22 protein-coding genes are annotated in these 19,342 nt (G+C 66.7%); 9 read left to right on the forward strand and 13 right to left on the reverse strand.

Annotation, left to right across the window (positions count from 1 at the left end; translation table 11 throughout):
• Positions 1 to 339: 339 nt before the first annotated feature.
• From ACED67_RS06220 to ACED67_RS06230, 3 genes are all read left to right on the forward strand, one after another.
• Positions 340 to 909 carry a cation transport ATPase gene (locus tag ACED67_RS06220; protein ID WP_395540712.1) on the forward strand — a complete coding sequence of 190 codons (570 nt, stop codon included), beginning with the start codon at positions 340 to 342 and terminating at the stop codon, positions 907 to 909.
• A gap of 107 nt (positions 910 to 1,016) precedes the next feature.
• Positions 1,017 to 1,790, forward strand: a complete 774-nt coding sequence (locus tag ACED67_RS06225) for a DUF6478 family protein (protein ID WP_395540713.1) — start codon at positions 1,017 to 1,019, stop codon at positions 1,788 to 1,790.
• A gap of 2 nt (positions 1,791 to 1,792) precedes the next feature.
• Positions 1,793 to 2,164 (forward strand): hypothetical protein, encoded by a 372-nt coding sequence (locus ACED67_RS06230; protein WP_395540714.1) that lies wholly within the window; start codon positions 1,793 to 1,795, stop codon positions 2,162 to 2,164.
• A 20-nt stretch (positions 2,165 to 2,184) separates the two neighbouring features.
• On the opposite strand, the gene ACED67_RS06235 is transcribed toward ACED67_RS06230, so the two are convergent.
• The 3 genes from ACED67_RS06235 to ACED67_RS06245 all read right to left on the reverse strand — a co-directional run bounded on the left by ACED67_RS06235 (position 2,185) and on the right by ACED67_RS06245 (position 4,960).
• Positions 2,185 to 3,258, reverse strand: a complete 1,074-nt coding sequence (locus ACED67_RS06235) for a Gfo/Idh/MocA family protein (RefSeq protein WP_395540715.1) — start codon at positions 3,256 to 3,258, stop codon at positions 2,185 to 2,187.
• Positions 3,255 to 4,043, reverse strand: coding sequence for a ThuA domain-containing protein (locus ACED67_RS06240; protein ID WP_395540716.1), 789 nt, complete (start codon positions 4,041 to 4,043; stop codon positions 3,255 to 3,257). Before ACED67_RS06240 ends, ACED67_RS06235 begins: the two co-directional genes overlap by 4 nt.
• 356 nt (positions 4,044 to 4,399) lie before the next feature.
• Positions 4,400 to 4,960, reverse strand: a complete 561-nt coding sequence (locus ACED67_RS06245; protein ID WP_395540717.1) for a hypothetical protein — start codon at positions 4,958 to 4,960, stop codon at positions 4,400 to 4,402.
• A 101-nt stretch (positions 4,961 to 5,061) separates the two neighbouring features.
• On the opposite strand from ACED67_RS06245, the gene ACED67_RS06250 reads away from it, so the two are divergent.
• Complete coding sequence (locus tag ACED67_RS06250; RefSeq protein ID WP_395540718.1) at positions 5,062 to 5,808, forward strand: DUF6502 family protein; 747 nt, start codon at positions 5,062 to 5,064, stop codon at positions 5,806 to 5,808.
• A 208-nt stretch (positions 5,809 to 6,016) separates the two neighbouring features.
• Here the strand turns inward: ACED67_RS06250 and map are convergent, their stop codons facing one another.
• Positions 6,017 to 6,826: a type I methionyl aminopeptidase gene (gene map / locus ACED67_RS06255; protein ID WP_395540719.1), complete on the reverse strand. Its 810-nt coding sequence runs from the start codon at positions 6,824 to 6,826 to the stop codon at positions 6,017 to 6,019.
• 122 nt (positions 6,827 to 6,948) lie between these two features.
• Between map and ACED67_RS06260 the strand changes: the two genes are divergently transcribed.
• The 3 genes from ACED67_RS06260 to ACED67_RS06270 are packed head-to-tail and all read left to right on the forward strand — an operon-like array spanning position 6,949 to position 9,415.
• Positions 6,949 to 7,668 (forward strand): competence/damage-inducible protein A, encoded by a 720-nt coding sequence (locus tag ACED67_RS06260; protein ID WP_395540720.1) that lies wholly within the window; start codon positions 6,949 to 6,951, stop codon positions 7,666 to 7,668.
• A complete protein-coding gene (locus tag ACED67_RS06265; protein WP_395540721.1) occupies positions 7,665 to 8,366 on the forward strand; it encodes a GNAT family N-acetyltransferase in 702 nt (233 codons plus the stop codon). The genes ACED67_RS06260 and ACED67_RS06265 overlap by 4 nt, the downstream gene beginning before the upstream one ends.
• A 41-nt stretch (positions 8,367 to 8,407) precedes the next feature.
• Positions 8,408 to 9,415 carry an OmpA family protein gene (locus ACED67_RS06270; protein ID WP_395540722.1) on the forward strand — a complete coding sequence of 336 codons (1,008 nt, stop codon included), beginning with the start codon at positions 8,408 to 8,410 and terminating at the stop codon, positions 9,413 to 9,415.
• Between the two features lie 44 nt (positions 9,416 to 9,459).
• Here ACED67_RS06270 and ACED67_RS06275 read toward each other — a convergent pair whose 3' ends face one another.
• A complete protein-coding gene (locus ACED67_RS06275) occupies positions 9,460 to 10,365 on the reverse strand; it encodes a LysR family transcriptional regulator (RefSeq protein WP_395540723.1) in 906 nt (301 codons plus the stop codon).
• 389 nt (positions 10,366 to 10,754) lie between these two features.
• Here ACED67_RS06275 and ACED67_RS06280 point away from each other — a divergent pair, with 389 nt between their 5' ends.
• Positions 10,755 to 11,000: an EF-hand domain-containing protein gene (locus ACED67_RS06280; protein WP_395540724.1), complete on the forward strand. Its 246-nt coding sequence runs from the start codon at positions 10,755 to 10,757 to the stop codon at positions 10,998 to 11,000.
• Positions 11,001 to 11,036: 36 nt separating this feature from the next.
• On the opposite strand, the gene ACED67_RS06285 is transcribed toward ACED67_RS06280, so the two are convergent.
• The 4 genes from ACED67_RS06285 to ACED67_RS06300 all read right to left on the reverse strand — a co-directional run bounded on the left by ACED67_RS06285 (position 11,037) and on the right by ACED67_RS06300 (position 15,594).
• Positions 11,037 to 13,052, reverse strand: coding sequence for an oxidoreductase (locus ACED67_RS06285; protein ID WP_395540725.1), 2,016 nt, complete (start codon positions 13,050 to 13,052; stop codon positions 11,037 to 11,039).
• A gap of 118 nt (positions 13,053 to 13,170) precedes the next feature.
• Positions 13,171 to 13,827, reverse strand: a complete 657-nt coding sequence (locus ACED67_RS06290) for an HAD family hydrolase (protein ID WP_395540726.1) — start codon at positions 13,825 to 13,827, stop codon at positions 13,171 to 13,173.
• Positions 13,824 to 14,387, reverse strand: a complete 564-nt coding sequence (gene rsmD / locus ACED67_RS06295; RefSeq protein ID WP_395540727.1) for a 16S rRNA (guanine(966)-N(2))-methyltransferase RsmD — start codon at positions 14,385 to 14,387, stop codon at positions 13,824 to 13,826. The genes ACED67_RS06290 and rsmD overlap by 4 nt, the downstream gene beginning before the upstream one ends.
• Positions 14,388 to 14,394: 7 nt before the next feature.
• A complete protein-coding gene (locus tag ACED67_RS06300) occupies positions 14,395 to 15,594 on the reverse strand; it encodes an NAD(P)/FAD-dependent oxidoreductase (RefSeq protein ID WP_395540728.1) in 1,200 nt (399 codons plus the stop codon).
• Between the two features lie 79 nt (positions 15,595 to 15,673).
• Here ACED67_RS06300 and ACED67_RS06305 point away from each other — a divergent pair, with 79 nt between their 5' ends.
• Positions 15,674 to 16,165, forward strand: a complete 492-nt coding sequence (locus ACED67_RS06305) for a peroxiredoxin (RefSeq protein WP_395540729.1) — start codon at positions 15,674 to 15,676, stop codon at positions 16,163 to 16,165.
• Positions 16,166 to 16,226: 61 nt separating this feature from the next.
• On the opposite strand, the gene ACED67_RS06310 is transcribed toward ACED67_RS06305, so the two are convergent.
• From ACED67_RS06310 to ACED67_RS06325, 4 genes are all read right to left on the reverse strand, one after another.
• Positions 16,227 to 16,595, reverse strand: a complete 369-nt coding sequence (locus ACED67_RS06310) for a 4a-hydroxytetrahydrobiopterin dehydratase (protein WP_395540730.1) — start codon at positions 16,593 to 16,595, stop codon at positions 16,227 to 16,229.
• Positions 16,596 to 16,621: 26 nt separating this feature from the next.
• Complete coding sequence (locus tag ACED67_RS06315) at positions 16,622 to 17,230, reverse strand: glutathione S-transferase family protein (RefSeq protein WP_395540731.1); 609 nt, start codon at positions 17,228 to 17,230, stop codon at positions 16,622 to 16,624.
• Positions 17,231 to 17,308: 78 nt separating this feature from the next.
• The gene (locus tag ACED67_RS06320) at positions 17,309 to 18,463 is read right to left on the reverse strand and encodes a GNAT family N-acetyltransferase (protein ID WP_395540732.1); all 1,155 of its coding nucleotides are present in this window, start codon (positions 18,461 to 18,463) and stop codon (positions 17,309 to 17,311) included.
• A gap of 99 nt (positions 18,464 to 18,562) precedes the next feature.
• The gene (locus ACED67_RS06325; RefSeq protein WP_395540733.1) at positions 18,563 to 19,342 is read right to left on the reverse strand and encodes a glycerophosphodiester phosphodiesterase family protein; all 780 of its coding nucleotides are present in this window, start codon (positions 19,340 to 19,342) and stop codon (positions 18,563 to 18,565) included.

A 19,342-nucleotide genomic window follows, 5' to 3' on the forward strand; every position in this document is an offset into this window, starting at 1 on the left:
GGGGCTTGCTCGCCTCTGGGTGGCATTGGCTTCGCCACAGAAACGACATGTTTCAACCAGAGGCATTGCCATTAGTTTGCCCTAATGCGCTATAAGGGGTTCATGGAAGAGTGGTTGCGTATCCCGTATCGGCGCAGGCGCATTCCCGCATGGCGGATATGCACCTTGATGGCTGTAAGTTTCCTGATCCTCTGGGTCGGGGCCCCGATATTGTTCCCAGTGAGGCTTTAGTTTCGTAACGATTTTCCGGCCCGGCACGCAGGCATCCCTTGCCTGGGGCCGGGCCGCATGGCAGCACATATTCCGGGCCGGGGACGCCGGCCGGGAGTATGCGCGCATATGTCGAAATGGATCGGTCTGGTCGCCGGGTTTGCGCTTCTGGCGGGCTGCGTGGCGGTGGACAGCGGCGGCGCCTTGCCGCGCGCGGCGTCTTTTCTGGGCGGCGAGATGAAGGTGATGGCCCCGCAGGGCTATTGCATCGACCGCGCCGCCAGCCATGACGCGGCCGATGGCGCCGTGGTGCTGATGGGGCGATGCAGCGAAGCATCGACCGCGGCGCCCGCCCTGATCACCCTGACAGCGGGAGGGCCGGGCTCGGCCGAGGTTCTGGGCCTGGGGGGCAAGGCGCTGAGCGACTATTTCACCTCTTCGCTTGGCCGGGCGGCGCTGGCGCGTGACGGCCGGGCCAGCTCGGTCAGGGTGTCATCGGCCGCAGTGTCGGGCGGGGTTTTCGTGATGCGGGTCGCCGACCGGCGTGCGGGTGAATATTGGCGCGCGATCCTGGGGCTGAAGGGGCGGCTGGTGACCATCTCGGTCACGGCACCGCAGGGGGCGGCCCTGCCCGCCGATCAGGGCCGCAAGATCCTTGATGCAGCGGTGAAAGGCTTCGAGGCCGCCAATGGCGGCTGAGGCCTGGGGCGGCTTGGCTTGGCAGGACTTTTCAAGTCTAGTGGGAATCGTTTCCAGTGGTTCAACAATGCCGGCAAATGCCGGCGAAAGGACGCAAGGCAGGGTTGATGGCGGGGCGGTTTGACAAGCTGATGGACCGGCTGGTCTTTCGCCGCGTCCTTGCGCGCTGGGCGCGGGTGGCCGAAGACGCCCCGCTGATGAGCCTCGAGGCGCTGCGCAGCCAGCGCGCCCGCGCCCGGCAGATGCGGCGCGAGCTGGACCGGGTCATCCATCAGGCCGAATACCGGCTGGCCCTGCCGGTGATCGGCGCCACGGCGATCCGCAAGCCCACCGGCAGCGACTGGGCCTGGCGACCCGATCTCTGGAAGGGCAAGATCCCGGTGCCGGGCCTGTCCTCGGTCGCAGGCCGTACCCAGATCTGCGAGGGCGGAACGATCTTTCACGATTGCCGCAGATCAGAGCTGACCGTCCGCCAGATCCGCAATTCGCGGCAGTCCGACGTGGCGCCCTTTGGCTTTCGCATGGATGTGTTCCGCTTTGACGGGTCTTTCCTGTCGCTGGTGCTGGACCTGCCGCCCGAGGCGGCGCTGGGCCTGAAGCTGCGGCATCTGATCCGGCTGGATGTGATCGTCGAGATGGAAAAGCCGCTGGAAATCTTTGCCCGGCTCAACGTCAAGCACGGGCCGAATGTCGAGCAGATCGTCCGGGAATTGCCGCTGAACGAGGAAGAGGTGATGGTCGAATTCGATCTGGCCTATACCAAGGTGAACGAGAAGCGGATCGAGAAGCTGTGGATCGACCTGATCTTCGAAGGCCCCGAGATGAACCAGATCATCCTGCGGGACGTGACGGTCAGTCGCAGACCAAGAGCGGAGCTGTAAGCATGTCGGGCGACCTGAAGCTGACGCAGACGCGTATCCGGGCCGGGATCTGGGAGGGCGTGCTTTCGGGCGCGGGCGCGCAGGCGCCGAAGATCGAGGTGCTGCATCTGGAGAAGCCGCTGTCCGGCGTCGCGGTGATGCCGGTGCCGGGGCGCGAGGGTGAATGCGCGGTGCGGGTGCCGATCCCGCCCGAGGTGCTGAGCGAGGGGGTGCAGACCTTCCTCATCCGCGCAGGCAGCGAGACGCTGGCGCATTTCACCGTGATCACCGGCGTCGCCATGGAAGACGACCTGCGCGCCGAGATCGATCTGCTGCGGGCCGAGCTGGACATGCTGAAACGCGCCTTCCGGCGGCATTGCCTGGAATCGATGTAGGCTGTCGGGTTGCCCCGGACCTAGGGGCGTCGCGCCTTGCCCTCTTCTGCCGCGCTGAGTTCGGCGGCGTCCAGCAGGCGCTGCAATTCCGTGCCGCTGGCGAAATCAGGCTCGGCCCGGCCCTCGCCGCGGATCGCGGCGATGAAACGCTGGTAGATCGTCGGCACGTCGGGGCAGTCGACCGTCCGCCAGGTCGCGGTCAGGCGGTCGTCGCCCAGGCAGGCGCGCAGCATGCTGGTGGCATTCTCGAAGCTGACCTCAAGCCCCCCCTTGGTGCCGTAGATCCGCAGCCGCAGATCATTCAGGTGGCCGGTGGCGAAGCGGGTGGCATGGACGGTGCCCAGGGCGCCCCCGGCGAGACGAAGCTGCATGGTCACGCTGTCATTGGCGTCGAGACGATACGCGCCGATCCGCCCGCCAGGCGCCTTGTCGAAAGTGGCCAGCCGGGCCGAAATCTCGGTCGCCGCCTCGCCGGCGATGAAGGTGGCGAAGTCGAGGATATGGATGCCGACATCTCCCAGCACGCCCTTGGAGCCATGCGCGGTGGAGAGCCGCCACAGCCATTGCGGCTCGGTCTGCCAGTCGCCCCAGGCGGGCTGGGTGAGCCAGCTTTGCAGATAGGAGGCCTCGAAATGCCGCACCGCGCCGATGGCGCCGTCGCGCACCAGCGATGCCGCCTTTTGCAGCGCCGGGACATTGCGATAGCTGAGGTTGACCATATTCACCACGCCCGCCAGCGCGGCGGCGCGCTGCATGGTCGCGGCATCGCCGGCATTGGTGGCCAGGGGTTTTTCGCACAGCACATGCTTGCCGGCGAGGAGAAGCGGCAGGGTGGTCGGGCAATGCGCAGCATCGGGGGTCACATTGGCCGCGGCGTCGAATTCACCCCAGGCAAGGGCCTCTTCGAGATTGGCAAATCCGCGCGGGATGGCGTGGGTCTTGCAGAACGCCGCAAGGGGGTCGGGGCGGGGGTCGACCCCCGCCACCAGCTCGACGCCAGGAATGGCGGTGAAGTTTTCGGCGTGGGTGTTGGCCATGCCGCCGGTGCCGAGGATGAGCAGGCGGATCGGTTTTTCTGTAGTTTTTTCAGTCATTTGTAGCCAGATTCGCCTTTGGCGTGGAGTTTGGGGCCGCGCTCCTGGATGGCTTCCAAAGCGTTTTCAACCGGAGTGTTTGGCGCGGCGGAGGGGGCCGCGAGGCGGGCCTCGGGATTGAAGGCCCAGCGCACGCCATTGGCGATGACGCGCTGGATATTGGCGTCGTGATAGGTGGGGTAGGTTTCATGCCCGGGGCGGAAGTAGAAGACCTTGCCCGCGCCGCGCTTGTAGGTCACGCCCGAGCGGAACACCTCGCCGCCCTGGAACCACGAGATGAACACGGTCTCCAGCGGTTCGGGAATGCCGAAGGGTTCGCCATACATCTCTTCCTGCTCCAGCTCGAAATGGTCGGGCAGGCCGGCGGCGATCGGATGGTGGCGCGAGGTCAGCCAGATCCGTTCGCGTTCGCCCGCCTCGCGCCAGGTAAGGTTGCAGGGCGTGCCCATCAGGTGCTTGAAAGGTTTGGAGAAATGGGCGGAGTGCAGGAAGATCACGCCCATGCCCGCCCAGACCGCATCGCAGATCCGCGCGACCAAAGCGTCGTCCACGTCGCCATGCGCGGCATGGCCCCACCAGATCAGGACATCGGTTTCCTCAAGCCGCCCGGGCGGCAGGCCCTGATCGGGCTGGTCGAGCACCGCCGTGGTGGCCGCAATGCCGCCCGCCGCGTTCAGCGCATCGGCGATGCACTGGTGCATGCCGCTGGGGTAGATCTGGCGGACGGTTTCGTTGGTCCGTTCATGGACATTCTCGCCCCAGACCGTGACGCGGATCTTCGTCATGACCGATTCCCTCCCTTGGACTGAGGCGAGGTTAACGGCTTCCAAAGCGCTTTGGAAGGTGGATCGTCAGCGGGGGAAATGGACGGGTCTGGCAGGACGGAAGAACGCGTCTTCCAAAGGTCTTCCAATTGTCTTCCGAAGGTCTGGCAGATTGGCTTAGCCGAGCCGCTCGGCAGGGCCGTGTGCTGTGGGTGTAGAGGTGGGCGGGGAGCGGAGGCACCACGCTCAGAGCAAAGAACTGCAATGTGGACAGAGCGCAGTCTCTTCTTGCATGAGGAGAAGTGCCAGTTCGAACTTGCAGCCTCCGCTGCCAGAGGAAATATCTACGGCGGTTCGGCCTTTGGCTGTCCCGTCAATCATCGTTGTCGCTCAACGATACCGCGCAGAAGTTCTTCGACCTCCGGGACTGTCGCTTTCGCAATCTTCAAAGTGGCGCGTTCCAAACGGGCGGGGTTGCGAATTTCACCGCCCCAGAAACCGTGCTGACCGCCGCTTGGCGCTACAGCTTGGGCGGTCGCCATCTTCCCGCCCGATCCAACGTCCAGAAGAATGACATCGGCTGATCCGGTTGCGGGCTCCATCCAGACCACAAGCAGGTAGTTGTAGTTCTGTCGGCGCGCGGCCTCGATCAGCTTGCCCTCACTGATCCGCCAGCCTTCAAGGTCGCCGGTTATCAGGGGAGAAAAACTGCCAAGGCTTGCTGATTGCTCTGCCAGATTTTTCCACAAGACCTGTTCCTCGGCGCCAGCGGCTCGTGTTTGTCCATAGACAACACGCGCAACGGCAAAGCGCGCCGGCAGTTCAAAATGATCCGGGGTCTGGGTGGTCACCGGTACAGGCGGTGCATCGCCAACAAAATATGGAGAAGAACATGCGCCAAGCAGCGCGATGGAAATGGCTAGCGCCAGGATTTTCATTGGTGTTCTCCGATCCATCAAGTTGAGACCCAAATTTAGTGTGCAATTTGCACATCTCATTCCGCTCTTGCTGAGTCAATAGAAATGTGCAAAATGCACACATGCATTGGCTCGACCCGATCCTCCGCCCACTCGCCCGGCTTGCCATCCGAAAGGGCTGGCTGTTTCCGGTTCTTGAGCAACGGCTTCGGCGCGCCTATGTCGAGGCTGCGGTTGCGCTTTGCGATGGTGAAGTGACGGACAGCAAGGTCAGCATCATGACCGGGCTGCAGCGCCGCGATATCGTTCGCTTGCGCGGCGAATCCGCGGGTCAACCCTACCAACGTCAACCTCTGGCCGAGATCATCGCGCTTTGGTCGAACGATCCGGACTATGACCCTGAGGGGATCCCGGTTCAGGGCGACGGGGCAAGTTTTGCCACTCTCGCGCGCTCAGTTCGGAAGGATGTCCATCCACGAACCTTCCTGGATGTCCTGATAGAAATTGGTGCGGTCACCGAAATCGGAGGCAAGGTCATTCTGAACACACGGAGTTATCAACCGCTTCCCGGATCAAATGACCAGTTGGCCTATCTTGCGGACAATGTCGGCGATCATCTTGAAGTCGCCGTTTCAAACGTGACGGACGCAGAACGGAACTATGACATGGGCGTCCATTACCAAGGCCTTTCCGCCGGTGCGGTCGAGCAGCTTGACACCCGGTTCCGAACCCGGATGACCCAGACACTCAAAGAGTTGGATACCATGGCCCGAGCCCTGCCGGATACGGAGGATGGTCCATATCGATTTCGGGCGGGGGGCTATTTTTTCCATGACCGGAAGAGAGAGGCAAAGTCGGATGATCCGTAAGGCAATAGCACTCTTTGCGCTGCTGGCGGTTGTCGCATGCACACCGCAGGTCGCCGAGCCGGACAAGAAATGCACGCGTGAAGGAGGCATCGGCGGCACGGGCGAATGCACGACGGCTCACTGACTCTCCGGATGAAATAGCGTGACCCGGCCCGATGCGCCGCGCGCTGTGACTGGCCGTTCCGAGGTGTCGCCCAGCGACCCCCCCTCACTCCCAGGTGCGAAAGAACTTTCCGCCCGGCGATCCGGTGAAGATCTCGCACCCTGTCGCCGTCACGCCGACCGAATGTTCGTATTGCGCTGAGAGCGACTTGTCGCGGGTCACGGCGGTCCAGTCGTCGGCCAGGACCTTGGTCTCGGGGCGGCCGAGGTTCACCATCGGCTCGATGGTGAAGAACATGCCCTCTTCCAGCACCGGGCCGGTGCCGGCGCGGCCGTAATGCAGCACGTTCGGGGGCGCGTGGAAGACGCGGCCCAGGCCGTGGCCGCAGAAGTCGCGCACCACCGACATGCGGTTCTGCTCGACAAAGGATTGGATGGCATGGCCGATATCGCCGAAGGTGTTGCCCGGCTTGACCGCGGCGATGCCGCGCATCAGCGCCTCATGCGTGACCTCGATCAGCCGCTCGGCCTTGCGCGGCAGGGCGCCCGCCACATACATCCGGCTGGTGTCGCCATACCAGCCATCGACGATCACGGTGACGTCGATGTTCAGGATATCGCCATCGCCCAGCACCTTGGCGCCGGGGATGCCGTGGCAGACCACATGGTTGACCGAGATGCAGGAGGCGTGCTGGTAGCCCTTGTAGCCGATCGTCGCCGAGATCACGCCGCGGCGGGCGATCTCCTCGGTGATGAAGGCGTCGATGTCGGCGGTGGTGGCGCCGGGTTTGACCAGGGGCGCGACGGCATCGAGGATTTCCGCCGCGACCTGGCCCGCCACGCGCATTCCGGCGAAATCCGCGTCTTCATAGATGCGGATGCCTTCGCGGGTGATGCGGGCGCGGGTCTCGTCCATCGGGGCCTCTCTTTCGGCGACCCTACATAGGCGCTGAAGGCGGAAAAGGCCAGAGGCGCAGGTGGTTGGATTGCCGCAGGCGGGACGCTATAGCAGGGGGGAGAGGCGTGAGGAGAGGCGGAATGGCGAATCCAAGGGCGGCGATGCTGGTGATCGGGGACGAGATCCTTTCGGGCCGGACCCGCGATTCGAACCTGCATTATCTGGCGCAGGCGCTGACCCGGGCTGGGATCGACCTGGTCGAGGCGCGGGTGGTGGCCGATGACCATGCGGCCATCGTGGCGGCGGTGCGGACGCTGTCGGCGGCGGTGGATCACGTGTTCACCTCGGGCGGGATCGGGCCGACCCACGACGATATCACTGCCGATGCGGTGGCCGAGGCGATGGGGGCAAGGATCGGGCACCGTGCCGATGCGATGGCCCTGTTGCAGGCGCATTACGACCGGCAGGGGATGGAATTCAACGCCGCACGGCAGCGCATGGCGCGGATCCCGGACGGGGCGGCGCTGATCGACAACCCGATCTCGGTCGCGCCGGGCTTCACCATCGGCAATGTCCATGTCATGGCTGGGGTGCCGATGATTTTCGAGGCGATGCTGGCCTCCGTCCTGCCGGGGCTGACCGGAGGGGCGCCGCTGTTGAGCCAATCCCTGCGGGTGATGCGGGGCGAGGGCGAGATCGCGACGCCGTTCGGGGAATTGGCGGCGCGCTATCCAGACCTGTCGATGGGGTCCTATCCGTTCAACCAGAACGGGGCCTATGGCACGAATCTGGTGATCCGCGGCACCGATCCGGGGCGGCTGGCGGCGGCGATGCAGGAACTTTCGGCGTTGGTCGCATGAGCGGGGGCGCCGACTGGTTCTTCGCCGCGATGGAGGCGAGCTGGCCCGCGGCAGGGCTGCGCCGCTGTGGCCCGTTCCTGCTGCGCGATGGCGCGGGCGGCGGGCAGCGGGTCTCGGCCGCCACGGCGGAGGGGGCGTGGGGCGAGGCCGATCTTGCGGCGGCGGAGGCCGCGATGGCGGCGCCCCTGTTCCTGATCCGGCCGGGCGAGGCGGCGCTGGATGCGGCGCTCGAGGCGCGGGGCTATCGGCGGCACGATCCGGTCGTCGCCTATGCCGCGCCGGTCGAGGGGCTGGTGGCGGAGCTGCCGCCCCTGGCTGCTTTTGCCCATTGGCCGCCGCTCGAGGTCGCCCGGACGATCTGGGCCGAGGCCGGGATCGGCGCCGGAAGGATCGCGGTGATGGAACGGGCCGACGGGGCGAAGGCCGCGATCCTGGCGCGGGCGGGGGACCGCCCGGCGGGGGTAGCCTATCTTGCCTGCGTCGGGGATGAGGCGATGATCCATGCGGTCGAGGTGCGCGAGAGCTTTCGGCGCCGGGGGATCGGGCGGCATCTGATGCAGGCGGCGGCGGGTTTCGCGGCGGCGCAGGGGGCGCGGCGGCTGTCGCTGGCGGTGACAGAGCGGAACCTTGCCGCAAGGGCGCTGTATGAGGGGCTCGGCATGGCGCCGGTCACCAACTACCATTATCGCGTCCGGTGAGCGCGTCCTTCCCGCGCGCCGCCCGTTCCGAAGGCCCGCCCTTGCCCCAGCCCCTCGTGCCTGCCCTTGCCTGCCTTGCCCTCGGTCTTGCCCTGACGCCGGCCCGTGCCGCGCCGCCCGAACTGGCGCTGCCCTATCCCGTCCTGTCGGCCACTGCCCTGCCCGCCGCGCATCAGGCCTATCCGCTGCCGATCGCAGGCTTTGACGGCGCGACCCTGCCGGTGGAGATGATCGAGGGCATGGTGGACCGCCGCGCCTATCGGCTGGATGCGCCGGGCGCCTCGCTTCTGGATCTGATGGCACCGCTGCGCGACCAACTGGTCGCGGAGGGATATGAGGTGGTGCTGGATTGCGCGGCGGAGGCCTGCGGTGGCTTTGACTTTCGCTTTGCGACGCAGGTGATGGACGAGCCGGCGATGCATGTCGATCTGGGCGATTTCCGTTTCCTCTCGGCGCGCAAGGGCGATGAGGCGGTCAGCCTGCTGGTCAGCCGCGCCGCCGATTTCGGCTTTGTCCAGGTGATCAGCGTCGGGCCCGAGCTGCTGCCGCGACCGGCGGCGGACGACCCGAGCCTGCCCGCTGTGCCGGATGCCGTACCCCCGGAGCCGGTCGTGCCGGTTTCCCCCATCGCGCCGGTCGATCCGACGGCGACCGACAACGCAGCCGCGCCGCAGGACGTGGTGTCACGGCTCGATGCCGGGCTGCCCGTCGTGCTGGAAGATCTGGCGTTCGCCTCGGGATCGGCGGCGCTGCTGGAGGGCGACTACCCGTCATTGCAGGCGCTGGCCGATTGGCTGGGGGCCGATGCCGCGCGCAGCCTGGCGCTGGTTGGCCATTCCGACGCATCGGGCGGCCTGAAGGCCAATGTCGCCCTGTCCGAGCGGCGGGCTGAGGCGGTGCGGCAGGTGCTGATGCAGAAATTCGGCGTGAAGGGTGCGCAGGTCACGGCCGCAGGGGTGGGGCCGCTGGCGCCGCGCGCCACGAATCTGACCGATGAGGGCCGCCGCCAAAACCGAAGGGTCGAGGCTGTTCCGGCCCCGACCCTTTGACGAAATTCTGATTTTCCCAGCAGATCAGGGCGTCGCGCCCGGTTTCACCACTTGTCCGGCCCCTTGTCGATGAAGCGGCGGGCCAGGAAGTCGATAAAGGCGCGGACCTTGGGCTGGGTGAAGCGGCCCGGCGGGTAGACGGCATAGATGCCAAGAACCTCGGTCGGCAGGCCCGGCACGGCCTCTTCCACTTCGCCCTTGCGCATGGCCTCGGCGTAAAGGAACGAGGGCAGGAAGGCGATGCCCAGACCGGCAATGGCGGCGTTCAACAGCGATTGGCCGTCATTCACCGTGAGCCAGCCGTTCGAGCGGACCTGGCGCTTTTCGCCCGAGGGAGCGGTGATCTTCCAGACATTGCCATTGGCCTGATTCGAGTAATGCAGAAGCTTGTGCTCGTTCAGGTCATCGATCTTCATCGGGCGGCCGTATTTCTGGAAATAGGCCGGGCTGCCGATCATGCGCTTGGTGGTCTCGGTCAGTTTCCGGGCGCGAAGCGAGCTGTCTTCCAGCTCGCCCACGCGGATCGCCATGTCGAAGCCTTCGCTGATCAGTTCCACATAGCGGTTGTTCAGCACCATGTTCACGGTGATCTCGGGATATTCCAGCAGGAAATCCCCCAGGATCGGCGAGAGGAGGTTCACGCCGAAATCGGTGGCGACCGAGATGCGCAGCAGGCCCGAAGGGGCCGATTGCATCGAGGTGACCAGCGCATCCGCCTCTCCGGCATCGTTCAGGACGCGGCGGGCGCGGTCGTAATAGGCAAGCCCGATCTCGGTGGGCGAGACGCGGCGGGTGGTCCGGTTCAGAAGACGTGCGCCCAGACGGGCCTCAAGCGCAGAGACATGTTTCGAAACGGCAGATTTCGAAATGCCCATCTTCTTGGCCGCATCCGTGAAGCCACCTTGATCCACCACGGTGGCGAAGGCTTCCATTTCGGTCAGACGGTCCATTCAAGTTCCCCATGGCAGCAGCAGATGCGAGGCAATGGACGAGGATTGGCGTCCAATTCGGGCGGAACCGCGGCAGGGACGCGTCCGATCCGGGGTAATTGCGGGGATCGTTGAAGGCAGGGAAACAGGATCAAGGCAGGCGGATCCGGGCCAGGAGGCGCCGACGACTCGGGTCCGGCTCAGCGGAAAAAGGACCAAGATACTGATTTCGGCGGAATGTGCCCGCCCGGACAGCCTATCCCGGCGGGGGAAATCCGCCCGATTCAGACCGGACTGGAAATGGTCACCACCCCGGTCCAGATCAGTTGGGCAGCCCGGTCGGGACAGTCACCCGCCGGCACGCGAAAGGGGATCGCAGCAGCGGCCCCCTCAATCGAAAGGAGAAAGACATGAAACGCATCGCAGCCCTGATCCTGCCCCTTGGCCTTGCGGGCGCCGCCTTCGCCCAGACGCTGCCGGCGGTCGAGGATACCGATGGCAATGGTGTCTGGTCGCTGGTCGAATTGCAGACGGTCTGGCCGGATCTGACCGAAGATGGGTTCGGCGCCATCGACACCAACGCCGATGGCGGGGTGGACCCGGTCGAGTTGCAGGCGGCCCTGGATGGCGGCGTGCTGAAGCCCGTCGAGGGGTAAGGGCCGGCGGGCGGGGCGGCGTGCCCCGCGCCCCGGCTATAGTGTCGCGGCCAGCCGGACCGCCTGGTCGATGGCGCGTTTCGCGTCAAGTTCGGCCGCGACATCCGCCCCGCCGATCAGATGGTGGCAGATGCCCGCCTGGGCCAGCTTGGCTGACAGATCGCGGGCAGGGTCCTGCCCGGCGCAGAGGACCACGGCATCGACGGCCAGCAGCTGCGGCTCCTGGTTGTCGGGTCCGGTAATCCAGAGGCCGTCGGGGGTGATCCGCTCATACCCGACGCCGCCCAGCATTTTCACGCCTTTCGCGGCCAGGGTGGCGCGGTGGATCCAGCCCGTGGTCTTGCCCAGCCGCCGCCCCGGCTTTTCCGGCTTGCGCTGCAACAGCCAGATGTCGCGGGCGGGCGGTTCGGGCTGCGGGTCGACCAGACCGCCGCGCGCCGTCCAGGGCGGCGCTACGCCCCATTCCTTGCGCCATTCCCCGATGTCCAGCGTCGGGCTTTGCCCGGCCTCGGCGAGAAACTCGGCGACGTCAAAGCCGATGCCGCCCGCGCCGATGATGGCGACGCGTTTGCCCACGGGCGCGCCTTTCAGCACCTGAAGATAGGACAGGATCGTCGCGCCGGGTTCCGCGGGTATCCCCGGATCGCGCGGGGTAACGCCGGTGGCGAGGATGACCTCGTCCTGGCCTTGCAGGCTGTCCTCGGTGGCGGCTTCGCCAAGGCGGAGGGTGATCAGCGGATGGTCGAGCTGGCGGGTGAACCAGTCGATCAGGCCCTTGAATTCCTCTTTCCCCGGGATCGCCGCCGCCAGATGCAGCTGGCCGCCCGGCCGGGTGGCGGTCTCGAACAGGGTGACCCTGTGGCCGCGATTTGCCGCCGTGATCGCCGCCGCCATCCCGGCCGGTCCGGCGCCGACAATGGCGATGCGCCGTGGCGTGGCGACGGGGGGCAGGGGCAGTTCGGTTTCATGGCAGGCGCGCGGATTGACGAGGCAGGAGGTCAGCTTGCCCGAGAAGGTATGATCGAGGCAGGCCTGGTTGCAGGCGATGCAGGGGGCGATGTCGCCCGCCCGCCCCGCCGCCGCCTTGGCGATGAAATCCGGGTCGGCCAGCCAGGGCCGCGCCATGCTGACCATATCGGCCATGCCGCGCGCCAGAAGGTCTTCGGCCACGTCTGGCGTGTTGATCCGGTTCGAGGTGATGAGCGGGATCGAGACTTCGGGCCGCAGCCGCCCGGTCAGGTCGGCGAAGGCGGCGCGGGGAACCGAGGTGGCGATGGTGGGCACCCGCGCCTCGTGCCAGCCAATGCCGGTGTTCAGCACGCTGGCTCCGGCGGCTTCGATGGCGCGGGCGAGGGTGAGGACTTCGTCCCAGCTTGAGCCTTCGGGGATCAGGTCGATCAGCGAGATGCGGTAGATCAGCACCTTCTGCGGCCCCAGCGCGGCGCGCACACGGCGCACCACCTCGACCGGCAGGCGTATGCGGTTTTCGTAAGGCCCGCCCCAGCGATCGGTCCGGCGGTTGGTATGGGGGACGAGGAACTGGTTGAGGAAATAGCCTTCGGACCCCATGACCTCGACCCCGTCATAGCCCGCTTCCGTGGCGCGGGCGGCGGCGGTGGCGATATCGGCGATCTGTTTCTCGATCCCGTCTTCGTCCAGTTCGCGCGGGGCAAAGGGCGAGATCGGCGACTTGATCGCCGAAGGCGCGACGCAATCCTTGCCATAGGCATAGCGCCCGGCATGCAGGATCTGCATCGCGATATGGCCGCCTTCGGCATGGACGGCATCGGTGACGCGGCGGTGGTTGGCGATATCCGTGTCGCTGAACAGCCCCGCCGCGCCGGGAAACACCCCGCCTTCGCGGTTGGGCGCCATGCCGCCGGTCACGATCAGCCCTGCCCCGCCCGCCGCCCGCGCCGCATAGAAGGCGGCAACGCGCGACCAGTCGCCGGTTTCCTCAAGCCCGGTATGCATCGAGCCCATCAGGGCGCGGTTGCGCAGCGTGACGCCCGAGAGCGTGATGGGCGACAGAAGATGGCGATAGGCGGTCATGTGGCTCTCCCTTGGGCAAGACCATGGCGCGGGTAGGGGCGGAAGTCATCCGCAACGCAGCGTCATGGGGAGGCCCCGGGATTTTGCCCCGGACCCCGGAGTGTTGTCCAAGAAAGGATCAGAGGCCCAGAAGCCCGGGAAGATCTTCCATGCGGGCAAAGAGCGGCACGCCCAGAGCGGCAAGCTGGTGCGCGGGGGGCGTGTCCGGCCCATGCCCGGCATAGCCGAGGCAGGGGATGTCGGCGGCAAGGGCGGCCCTGGCGCCCGAGGGACTGTCCTCGATCACCACGCAGGCGGCGGGATCGGCGCCACAGGCCCTGGCGGCCTGAATATAGATCGCCGGGTCGGGCTTGGGGCGGCCCATGGCCTGCCCGGACAGCACGGCGCGGAAGCGCGGGATCAGCCCGTGCTGGCCCAGGCTGATCTCCATTTTCTCGGGCGTGCCGTTCGAGCCGACGGCATAGGGAATGCCCGCCGCATCCAGCGCGTCGAAGACGGTCAAGATGCCGGAAACGAGGGGCGTGCCCTGCGCCAGCATCGCATACATGCGGTCATAGAACCGTGCGACCCAATCTGCGGGAAGCGGCGTCCCCTTGTCGCGGACGCGCGCCGCGACCGTCTCGATCGTGCCGCCGATATAGTCGGTCTCCAGCTGCTGCCGGGTCAGCCGCAGGCCATGGGTGGCCAGATCCTCGATCAGAAGATCGAAGGTCGGGCCTTCACTGTCGACGATCACCCCGTCGCAATCGAACAGAACGGCCTGGGGGCGGGTCATCCGGGGGCTTTCAGCAAGGTCACTAGGGTATCGCCATATTTCCTTTGGTCCAGCATCTCGAACCCCGCAGGCGGCAGGGGCGCGGTGCCTTCTTCCCAGACCACCGTCGCCTGAGGGGCGAGCCAGCCGCCTTCGACCGCCGAGGCCAGCGCCGCCTCGCCCAGCCCCTTGCGATAGGGCGGGTCGAGGAAGACGAGGCCATAGCCCGGCCCCCGGTTCGGCCCCAGCCGCGTGGCATCGCGGCGCCAGACATCGGTCACGCCCATGGCCTGCATCTTCTCGATATTCGTCCGCAGAAGAGCCCGCGCCTTGGCGCCGTCATCGACAAAGGCCACCCGCGCCGCGCCGCGCGACAGCGCCTCGAGCCCCAGCGCGCCGGTTCCGGCGAACAGGTCCAGCACCCGCGCGCCGGGCACCGGGTTTTCGCGGGCGGAATTGGTGAGGAGGTTGAAGATCGCCTCGCGCACCCGGTCCGAGGTCGGGCGCAGATGCGCCTCTGCGTCGCCCTCGCCCAGATCGGCCAGCACCAGCCCGCGGCGGGTGCCGCCCACGATTCTCATGTGATCCTCATTTCAGCAGTGCCTTGAGGTCCTGCGTCGTGGCAATGGCCTCGGGCGTGGGCGATTTGCCCTGATCGATCAGCCGCTTGCCCACCATATAGGCACGGCTGTCGCTCATCGCGTCGACGGCCAGAAGCTGGTCGCCCCTGTAATACCAGAACGAGGTCGCGCCATCCGCCGCCCGGCGGGTGACGACATGGTCATAGCCGCTGTTCAGCCCGGCGATCTGAAGTTTGAGGTCGAACTGATCCGACCAGAACCATGGCTTGGCCTGATAGGGTTCCGCGGCGCCCAGCATATTGGCCGCCACGGCCTCGGCCTGATCGATGGCATTGCCGACCGATTCCAGCCGGATGCGGCCGCCCTTGTGCGGGAAGGACGCGCAGTCGCCCGCCGCCCAGATCGCCGGGTCGGAGGTGCGGCCGAATGCATCGGTGGCGATGCCATTGTCCAAAGCCACACCCGCCGCCTGGGCCAGCGCGGTGTCGGGCGCGATGCCGACGCCGACGATGACGAAATCGGCCGGGATCTCGCGCCCGTCGGAAAGGCGGGCGCCGGTGACACGGGTCTCGCCCAACAGACGCTCAAGCCCGGTGGATTCCAGGATGGTCACGCCATGGTCGGCATGCAGCGCGCGGACATGGTCCGAGGTCTCGGGCGCGGCGACGCGTTGCAGGATGCGCGGCGCCATTTCCAGCACGGTCACGCGAAGCCCCAGCTTGGCCGCCACCGCCGCCGCCTCAAGCCCGATATAGCCGCCGCCGACGATGATGACGCGGCGGCAGGGGGTGAATTCGGCCCGCATCGCATCGACATCTTCAAGGCTGCGCACGGTATAGACCCCGGCCAGATCGCCGCCGATGGCAGCGGGCAGGCGGCGCGGCACCGAGCCGGTGGTCAGCGCCAGCGCGTCATAGGGGATGGTCTCGGTGCCGACGGTGACGGTCCGGGCGGCGGGGTTGATGGCGGAAACCGGCTGGCCCAGTTTCAGGGTGATCCCTTGCTCTGTCCAGAAATCGGGCGCGCGCAGCCAGAGGCGTTCCTCTTCCATCTCGCCCAGAAGATAGGCCTTCGACAGCGGCGGGCGCTGATAGGGCGGGGCCTTTTCGGTGCCGATCATGGTGATCGGGCCCTGATGGCCCAGGGCGCGAAGTTTCGCCGCCAGCGCGGCACCGGCCTGTCCGGCCCCCACGATCACCACCCGCATCGCATACCCCCCTCTGGCATTGTCCGGCGGCGACCCTATAACCGGATGGGGAAGAGGTTCAACGCGCGAGGACGCCAGAATGACGAAATTGACGAAAGGGGCCACGCTGCCCGAGGCCACGCTTCTGCGCATGGGCGGCAACGGACCTGAGGAGGTGAAGGTCTCGGCGCTGGTCAAGGGCCGCAAGGTCGTGATCTTCGGCCTGCCCGGCGCCTATACCGGCACCTGCTCGACCGCACATGTGCCCAGCTTCACCCGCACGGCCGACAAGTTCCGCGCCAAGGGCGTGGACGAGATCATCTGTGTCTCGGTCAACGATCCCTTCGTCATGAAAGCCTGGGGCGAGGCGACCGGGGCGACCCAAGCCGGGATCACCATGCTGGGGGATGCGGGCAGCGCGTTCACCAAGGCGATCGGCCTGTCCTTCGACCGGCCTCAGGCGGGGCTTTACGGCCGTTCGCTGCGCTATTCGCTTTATGCCGAGGATGGCGTGGTGAAAGAGCTGAACCTGGAAGAAAATGCCGGGCAATGCGAGATCTCGGGCGGCGAGACGCTGCTGGCGCAGATCTGAGCCGTGCCGAAACGCCCGGGGGGCTGCTTGCCCCCCGAGCGTATCCGGGCCAAGAGGAAGTCTATTCCGCTTTCGGGGCCGTGCCGCAGAGGCATTCGATGGGCGCGCCATGATCGGTCTGGGTCTCGGCATCGCCCGCCATCTTGTCGAAGGCCAGCGCCAGATCGACATCCAGTTGCGTCAGCCCCTTGGCCGAATGGGTGGACAGCGTGACATCCACCACATTGTAGACATTGCGCCAGTCGGGATGGTGGTTCATCGCCTCGGATTTCAGCGCGGCGCGGGACATGAAGCCCCAGGCCTGCGAGAAATTGCGGAACTTCCAGATCTTGCGGATGGCGTCCTCGCCTTCCACCGCCTGCCAGCCCGCGCGTCCCAGGGCGGGCAGATGGGCTTTGCGATCCTGGTCGGTCAGCAGAGTTGCGGGCATGGGGAAGCTCCTTCTCAGGCTCGGGGTCAGGCCTTTGGCGGCATGGCCGCGTCATCCTTGGCATTGGCGGCGGCCAGGGCGGGGCGGGCGGCGATCCGCTCCCAATAGGCGTTCAACGTGTCATTCGCCGGGATGGTTCCGAAGCGCAGCCCCCAGCCGACCTGGCTGCCGACATAGACATCGGCGGCGGTGAAGCGGTTGTCGGCCAGGTAATAGTGCCGCTCGAGATGCTCGGTCAGGGTGCGGCTGACGCGTTCGAGGCTGCCATAGCCGGTGCGGCCCGACTCCTGCGGCGTCTTCGGCACCCAGCCGAAGGAATTGTTCACCACCGCCTGCTCCAGCGGCCCGGCGCCGAAGAACATCCAGCGGAAGAAGGCGGCCTTGTCCTCGGCCATCAGGCCCTTTTCGGGAAAGACCATGGCCAGATAGGTGCAGATCGCCGCCACCTCGGTCACGACATGGCCGTCATGGACCAGCGCGGGCACCTTGGCCATCGGGTTGATGGCGCGGTAATCGGGGTGGTTCATCTCCTCGCCGAAGTTCACAAAGACCGTCTCATAGGGCGCGCCGATCTCTTCCAGCATGAAGCGCGCGATCCGGCCCCGCGACATCGGGTTGGTGTAGAAGGTCAGCATGGCGACTCGATCCTGTTGATGTCTTCTGTTCCTAAATATCCCACGGGGGTCCGGGGGTGTGAAACCCCCGGGGGGCGGTCATGGGCGCTCTGCCTGCCGGAAAGGCGCATAGGCGGTCAGGATCCCGATCTCCTCATCCACCGCCGCGCGCTCGCGCGCCAGGAAATCCGCCACCGCGTCGCGGAAGCTCGGATCGGCGATCCAGTGCAGCGAATGGGTCTCGGCCGGAAGATAGCCGCGGGCGAGCTTGTGTTCGCCCTGCGCCCCCGCCTCGACCCGGTGCAGCCCCTGCGCGATGGCCCAGTCGATGGCCTGATAATAGCACAGTTCGAAATGCAGGCAGGGGTGATCCTCGATGCAGCCCCAGTACCGGCCGTACAGCGTGTCGCGGCCGATGAAGTTCAGCGCGCCCGCCACCGGCCGGTCGCCATCAAAGGCCAGGACCAACAGGATGTCGTCGCGCATCGTGTCATGAAAGGCGGTAAAGGCGGCGCGGGTCAGGTAGGGGCTGCCCCATTTGCGGCTGCCCGTATCCTGATAGAAGCGCCAGAAGGCCTGCCAGTGCCGGGGTTCGATCTGATCCCCGGTGAGCGCCCGGATCGTCAGCCCGGCCGCCCGCGCCGTCTCGCGCTCTTTGCGGATCATCTTGCGCTTGCGGCTGGAGAGGTCGGCCAGAAAGTCGTCGAAACTCGTGTAGCCGCGGTTCTGCCAGTGGAATTGCTGGCTGACCCGGTGCAAAAGCCCCTGATGCCCCGCCAGCGCCTTGGCCTCATCCGCCGTGCAGAAGGTGACATGCAGCGACGAGAGTCCATTGCCGCGCGTCAGCCCGATTGCCGCATCGGCCAGCGTCCTCCGGTGGTCGGGCGCGCCCAGAAACCGCTTGCCGGTCGCCGGGGTGAAGGGCACTGCCACTTGCAGCTTGGGGTAATAGCGCCCGCCTGCCCGCTCGAAGGCCTCAGCCCAGCCGAAATCGAAGATATATTCGCCCTGGCTGTGGGTCTTGGCATAAAGCGGCATGGCCGCCACTGCCCGACTGCCATCGCGCAGGATCAGGGGCTTCGGAGTCCAGCCGGTGCCCTGCCCGGTCGAGCCGGAGCGGTCCAGCGCCGCAAGGAAGCGATGGGTGGTGAACGGGTCCAGCGCGCGGCCCGTCGCCTGTTCGGGCGCGGCCAGCGCGTCCCAATCGGCGGCGTCGATCTCGGTGAAGCTGTCGTGAAGCGTGATCTCGGGCATGACGGCCTGTCGTCGCGAAGAGACCCGGCGGGCCTCCGCCCCCCGACCCCCCGCAGGGTATTTTTGTCAGGATGAAGCTGGGCGCGCCGGGAAGGCGCGTCAAGCCGGAAGGGGCGAGAGATAGCCTTCGAAGGTCACGTTTGCGCCATGTTGGCGGGCGGCGGCCTCTTCGGCGGGGGAACGGATCGTCCAGCACAGAAGCGCTGCCCCCTGCGCGGCAAGCTCCTGCACGCGCGGGCGGGCCAGATCGCCCGCCTCGTGGCTGATGAAGCTTGACCCGGTGGCATCGTAATCGGGGATGGCGCGGAAATGGGCGCAGATCTCTTCGGGCATCGGCGCCCAGCCCTCGGCATCATAAGCCGCCGTGGTCAGGCCGCGCGGGATGCCGGGGGCCAGCCGCGCCATGTGATGGATGGCGGCCGGGTTGAAGGACATCACCGCGACATCGCCCTTGTAGCCCTGCAGTGCCTCGGCGGTTGCCGCCTCAAGCCGCCCGTCGGTTGGTCCCATGACCAGCGACTGGTCCTTGATCTCGACCAGAAGCGGCACCTGGCCCGCCGCCTGAGCCAGCACCTGGGCGAAGGTCGGGATCCTGTCGCTGCCGCCGGTCAGGACGATCCTGCCCAGCTCCGCCGCGGTCCGCGCCCGGACCGGGCCCTTTTCGGCGGTCAGCCGGTCCAGGTCGTCGTCATGGAACACCATGGCGATGCCATCCGAGGACAATTGCAGGTCGATCTCGATCGCATAGCCTGCGTCGATGGCGGCCTGAATGGCTGCGGGGCTGTTCTCGATCCGCCCCGCCGCCCGGTCATGCAGGGCACGATGCGCGACGGGCAGGCGCAGCAGGCTGTCGGGCAGGGGCACCCTTGGGGCGGGCAT

It is taken from the genome of Neotabrizicola paludis (assembly GCF_044142105.1).
Lineage (GTDB): Bacteria > Pseudomonadota > Alphaproteobacteria > Rhodobacterales > Rhodobacteraceae > Pseudogemmobacter.

Excerpts from the sequence above, each read along its gene's own strand:
- ACED67_RS06220 (WP_395540712.1), top strand. The coding sequence starts at position 340 with ATGTCGAAATGGATCGGTCTGGTCGCCGGGTTTGCGCTTCTGGCGGGC.
- ACED67_RS06225 (WP_395540713.1), top strand. The coding sequence starts at position 1,017 with ATGGCGGGGCGGTTTGACAAGCTGATGGACCGGCTGGTCTTTCGCCGC.
- ACED67_RS06230 (WP_395540714.1), top strand. The coding sequence starts at position 1,793 with ATGTCGGGCGACCTGAAGCTGACGCAGACGCGTATCCGGGCCGGGATC.
- ACED67_RS06235 (WP_395540715.1), bottom strand. The coding sequence starts at position 3,258 with ATGACTGAAAAAACTACAGAAAAACCGATCCGCCTGCTCATCCTCGGC.
- ACED67_RS06240 (WP_395540716.1), bottom strand. The coding sequence starts at position 4,043 with ATGACGAAGATCCGCGTCACGGTCTGGGGCGAGAATGTCCATGAACGG.
- ACED67_RS06245 (WP_395540717.1), bottom strand. The coding sequence starts at position 4,960 with ATGAAAATCCTGGCGCTAGCCATTTCCATCGCGCTGCTTGGCGCATGT.
- ACED67_RS06250 (WP_395540718.1), top strand. The coding sequence starts at position 5,062 with ATGCATTGGCTCGACCCGATCCTCCGCCCACTCGCCCGGCTTGCCATC.
- map (WP_395540719.1), bottom strand. The coding sequence starts at position 6,826 with ATGGACGAGACCCGCGCCCGCATCACCCGCGAAGGCATCCGCATCTAT.
- ACED67_RS06260 (WP_395540720.1), top strand. The coding sequence starts at position 6,949 with ATGGCGAATCCAAGGGCGGCGATGCTGGTGATCGGGGACGAGATCCTT.
- ACED67_RS06265 (WP_395540721.1), top strand. The coding sequence starts at position 7,665 with ATGAGCGGGGGCGCCGACTGGTTCTTCGCCGCGATGGAGGCGAGCTGG.
- ACED67_RS06275 (WP_395540723.1), bottom strand. The coding sequence starts at position 10,365 with ATGGACCGTCTGACCGAAATGGAAGCCTTCGCCACCGTGGTGGATCAA.
- ACED67_RS06280 (WP_395540724.1), top strand. The coding sequence starts at position 10,755 with ATGAAACGCATCGCAGCCCTGATCCTGCCCCTTGGCCTTGCGGGCGCC.
- ACED67_RS06285 (WP_395540725.1), bottom strand. The coding sequence starts at position 13,052 with ATGACCGCCTATCGCCATCTTCTGTCGCCCATCACGCTCTCGGGCGTC.
- ACED67_RS06290 (WP_395540726.1), bottom strand. The coding sequence starts at position 13,827 with ATGACCCGCCCCCAGGCCGTTCTGTTCGATTGCGACGGGGTGATCGTC.
- rsmD (WP_395540727.1), bottom strand. The coding sequence starts at position 14,387 with ATGAGAATCGTGGGCGGCACCCGCCGCGGGCTGGTGCTGGCCGATCTG.
- ACED67_RS06300 (WP_395540728.1), bottom strand. The coding sequence starts at position 15,594 with ATGCGGGTGGTGATCGTGGGGGCCGGACAGGCCGGTGCCGCGCTGGCG.
- ACED67_RS06305 (WP_395540729.1), top strand. The coding sequence starts at position 15,674 with ATGACGAAATTGACGAAAGGGGCCACGCTGCCCGAGGCCACGCTTCTG.
- ACED67_RS06310 (WP_395540730.1), bottom strand. The coding sequence starts at position 16,595 with ATGCCCGCAACTCTGCTGACCGACCAGGATCGCAAAGCCCATCTGCCC.
- ACED67_RS06315 (WP_395540731.1), bottom strand. The coding sequence starts at position 17,230 with ATGCTGACCTTCTACACCAACCCGATGTCGCGGGGCCGGATCGCGCGC.
- ACED67_RS06320 (WP_395540732.1), bottom strand. The coding sequence starts at position 18,463 with ATGCCCGAGATCACGCTTCACGACAGCTTCACCGAGATCGACGCCGCC.
- ACED67_RS06325 (WP_395540733.1), bottom strand. The coding sequence starts at position 19,342 with ATGCCCGCCCCAAGGGTGCCCCTGCCCGACAGCCTGCTGCGCCTGCCC.